Genomic DNA, 4,135 nt, shown 5'->3' on the forward strand with positions numbered 1-4,135 from the left:
GTGGGATTCCCCTGTAACGGTTTAGCTCCAATCTCTCGATCTTCACTATCGCTACGATGCACCAGTGACACTTATTCCCTCCACATGCACCGCATATCTTCCTTTAAAAAAGGCGAACAGAAGCTGATAAGGCTCGAATACAGTCTATGTATTGCTTATTGGATGAACGAGAATCAAGTAACGAAAGACTTTTTACTGATACAATGCTTGCCATTTTTTATCAATTTGATAGAATCTGAAAAGCGGTACAAGCCGAAAGGTGAAATCAGTACGAGCGTCTAACTCTGCTGATCTTCGTTACTTGATGCTCTTAACATCAAATAACTGCGTACCACCAAATTTAAGACAAAACCCCTCTAAGTTGCAAGACTCAGAGGGGTTTTTCTTTAGGTTTTAACTACAACTTTTCATTAGAATTGTTGCAAGGACTCTTTTTTTATATATTTCAAATTTTTTAACAAGATTTTTATTTGTTTCTCCTACTCCTAACTCATGCCCGAAAAAGAGGTCAAGCATGTCCGAAACCTTGCAACTTGAACAGTTAACAGAATCTTTACAGCAGCTTTTGGGTGAATCCCTCTTTGCCATTTATCTGTATGGTTCAGCTGTTGATGGCGGGCTAGGTCCAGAAAGTGATCTGGATGTTTTGGTTGTGGTGAATCAAGCACTGACACTCCATCAAAGACAGCAACTGGCAGAAACCTTATTAAAAATTTCGTATCCAATTGGGGCTGCACAGCGTGCACTTGAAGTCACCATCGTACTTAAAGAGCAAATTCTCTCAGGCAGTTATCCACTCAGCTACGAACTACAATTTGGGGAGTGGTTACGGGAGGAGTTAAACCAAGGTGCTTTGCTCCGCGCACATACAGACCCTGATCTGAGTATTTTGCTGAAGAAAGCACAAATGCATCATCGTAGTTTGTTGGGGCCAAGTTTGACACAGTGGTCAACGGCAATTCCTGAACAGCACCTCTGGCAGGCAATGGCAGACACCTATCCCTCTATTGTGGCACATTGGGATGAGGATGCCGATGAACGTAATCAGATTTTGGCCTTATGCCGTATTTATTTTAGCTTGATAACGAATGAGATTGTGCCTAAAGACCAAGCCGCACACTGGGTGATAGCTCAGTTACCGTCGCTGCATCAACCCATTTTGCAGCGCATGATCCAAGAATATAAAGGTGAGATACGCAAACAAAACTGGCAACAACAGCATCAGGCTTTAGGCCCTGTTGTTGACTTCCTTAGTTCAAAAATTGATGAACAATTTAATAAGAAGAGTAGCCTAATCAAGTAATAGTGTTTTAACCAAGCATTTTGAGCTGACGGGCTTCTATAAGCCCTACATCCCCCAACTCATCCCTCGATCTTGCTTAGGTTGGGGCTGTTCCATTTCCATTTTCCGTTCCTTCATCTGGATGATATTCGCTTCAATAGTTCGGACGTTTCGAGCAAATTCTGCTGCGCTTTGGCTACTTCTGACGAGACTGACTGCTGTACGGTTGAGATTTTCTCCAGTACGTCCTCGTAGTTCGTTGTAATTTGGCTCATCTCTCTGACTTTGCCATTGATCTGCTCGGTATACGTTGCCGTACTTCTCTCTAATTCGTGAAATTGCGTCTGTGTTGTCGATAATGACTTTTGTGTTTGCACTAAGCCTTTCTGTACGCTCTCCATTGCCTTTGATTGTGCTGATAAGGCTTGGATAATTTTCTTTTGCATCACGTCTAAACTCTGCTGTTGCTGCTGCAATTGCGCTTGTTGTTGCTGTAATTGCTGCTGTTGTTCTTCGATGATTTTCAATAACTGTGTTTCTAATTCGGTCATCGTTTAATACCCCATCGGAATCATGTAACCGTTCTGCCATTCGCCTGCATTCTTGTTGATCTGAATACATAAGCGTTGGGCTTTGCTGTTTTGCTGTCTGCATGTGCTGAACGTCAAACTGCCCCCCGATCGGTTCAGGTGATCCACTCGCATTTGTTTCTCGTTGATCGTCATATTGAGCGTCTGAATCTCGCTGTACTTGCTTTTCCCCATAAAACTGAGCGCAATAATGAGAATAATCAAAATAACAGCGCCCAAAATCAGTGCCATATTCAAAGTAGTAAGCTGTTTCAGTAGGCTTTTGTTCTGAACTTGCTGTTCTTCTGTCTGTATCTGCTCGTTCATTTGCTTTAAACGGCTCAATTTGGACTGTAGCAAGGCTTGGTACTGGTCGAGCTGCTTTTCGATCTGCTGTGAGCTGTTCTGTAGGTTCTGCGCTAATTTCTCGTCTGACTGTTGGATAGCGGTCGCTGTGATATTGGCTCTTGTGCTTAAGTTGTCTTTGATAATCTGTGACGTTTGCTCGATACCGCTCAGAAGTTGTTCCTCGGTACGTTGCAATTCGCTGTTGTACTTCTTGTCGATATTCGCCAGTAGCTCTAAAGCCTTGCTCATAAACCTCTCCATTCAAACGGATAGGACGTGTTGCGCCCTCATATGGATTTTCAATTGATATTGATTTTTGGGTCTGTCGGGTGACTTTGACGTCATTGGACTCAAGCCATTCAACCAATTTTTGCCGATCGGCAATTTCACCATTGGCAACGGCTCGATAGATACGTTGATGTAATTGCGCTTTAAAGTCCCGAACGTCCTTTGGGAGGTTCTTCTTATTGATTAAAAGCTGCTGATTGTTCGGGTCATCAGGGTCATACAGTCTATGTTCCGCATTGGTAATCTGCTTAAACAGATCTACTCGATCGAGATCTACCGGTGCATAAAATGGCTGTAGCCGTTTGCCTGTCGAAAGTTCCACATTAGGAATCACAAAATTCAGCTCAAGCCGAGTCTCTCCAGTAACTTGGTTCACCTTATCTTGGTGCTGTACCCATAGAACTTTATACTGATCTTGATCAAGGCCAGGAAAAAGACACTGCTCAAAATTCTGCATGATCTGCTGTTTATCCTGGTCAGATAAATCATGCTCGTAAAAGGATAAACAACCGCTGGTATATTTCTTGGCAAAAGGGCTGCTATCAATGAGTTGTGCTGTCAGCTCCACATCACCACTTAAAACCTGTGCATGTTCTCGCACTCGATCTTCACCAAGTAAATAATCTAGACAACCTTTGGATAAACCTGTGCCATGTCTAAAAAAATCAACGATCATCTGGACGTAACTCCCGAAGTTGCTGATCTATGGAAATCAACAAATGAAGTAACTTCACTTTGTCAAAAGTACCTGTCCCTGCAATATCCGTATTAATAGCCTTGGCAATCTGATTGACGTTATTACCTATGCGACCTAACTCTAAAATTAAAGAACGTTCTGTCTTGGTATATGAAGATTCAACAACGTTTTTTGCTTTAATTTTTTGGTCATCATCTGCTTTTGAATTATGAATCTGTGTTGCTTTCTCTACTGCCGATTGACGTAGCAACTTTGCGATTGAACCAAAAGGATTATTAGCATCAAGCAATTGGTACTCTGATTCTGAAAGTCTGACTTTAAACGTCCGTTCCCGAACCGCTTTCTGTTTAGTTACTGAATCTATTTCCATTTGATCAATCCAATTCTCGGTATGAAACCGGTTTAAGGGAAAATCTTTGATTTTTCTTTAAGCCGGTTTTCGGGGTATCGGGGGTGAAGCCCCTGATCAAGGTCACAGCTTAGCACTATTGAACATCGTGAAATAGGGGTAACTGTGTATCCTTGCTTATCAATTACGGACAAATTTGTTCTATAAATTATTAAATCAAATGACTCGGTATATAAACTCTAGAAAGTATTGGCATTAATCTTGTAAAACTAAAGACGCTCAACTCTTTCTCACCGCCACCACAGCCTTCGCTTCGCTCAGGCAGATGGTGGACGTTGAGAGAGTTTCGGCAATACTCTCCCTAAGGGCTGTCATTCAAAAAATGACACTTCCCTTAAGTATTGCCGATTTAACCTGATTAGGCTGACGGAGCCACGCATCGGTCGTATCCGCACCATGCTTTACATACATGGTAGACAAGGACTAAAAGTTTTGTACCTTCCCCCACGCGCTCCCTGTCGAAGTATGGTGGTATCTCTGCGAGGATTTCTCCAACATGCAACTTAACCAACCTATACAACTACTCTCAACGCTCCGCTTGT

General features: G+C 42.4%; 3 protein-coding genes. 1 reads left to right on the plus strand and 2 read right to left on the minus strand.

Annotation, left to right across the window (positions count from 1 at the left end):
* Positions 1-514: 514 nt before the first annotated feature.
* Positions 515-1,303 carry an ANT(3'')-II family aminoglycoside nucleotidyltransferase AadA27 gene (locus AC4CUX_RS19395; protein ID WP_050041693.1) on the plus strand — a complete coding sequence of 263 codons (789 nt, stop codon included), beginning with the start codon at positions 515-517 and terminating at the stop codon, positions 1,301-1,303.
* A 45-nt stretch (positions 1,304-1,348) separates the two neighbouring features.
* On the opposite strand, the gene AC4CUX_RS19400 is transcribed toward AC4CUX_RS19395, so the two are convergent.
* Together AC4CUX_RS19400 and AC4CUX_RS19405 are read right to left on the minus strand one after the other, a co-directional pair.
* Positions 1,349-3,163, minus strand: a complete 1,815-nt coding sequence (locus AC4CUX_RS19400) for a relaxase family protein (protein ID WP_176453806.1) — start codon at positions 3,161-3,163, stop codon at positions 1,349-1,351.
* Positions 3,153-3,554 carry a MobC family plasmid mobilization relaxosome protein gene (locus AC4CUX_RS19405; protein ID WP_050041694.1) on the minus strand — a complete coding sequence of 134 codons (402 nt, stop codon included), beginning with the start codon at positions 3,552-3,554 and terminating at the stop codon, positions 3,153-3,155. The genes AC4CUX_RS19400 and AC4CUX_RS19405 overlap by 11 nt, the downstream gene beginning before the upstream one ends.
* Positions 3,555-4,135: the final 581 nt, after the last annotated feature.

The sequence above is a fragment of the Acinetobacter sp. 231_lipA genome (assembly GCF_058243005.1).

Excerpts from the sequence above, each read along its gene's own strand:
- AC4CUX_RS19395 (WP_050041693.1), top strand. The coding sequence starts at position 515 with ATGTCCGAAACCTTGCAACTTGAACAGTTAACAGAATCTTTACAGCAG.
- AC4CUX_RS19400 (WP_176453806.1), bottom strand. The coding sequence starts at position 3,163 with ATGATCGTTGATTTTTTTAGACATGGCACAGGTTTATCCAAAGGTTGT.
- AC4CUX_RS19405 (WP_050041694.1), bottom strand. The coding sequence starts at position 3,554 with ATGGAAATAGATTCAGTAACTAAACAGAAAGCGGTTCGGGAACGGACG.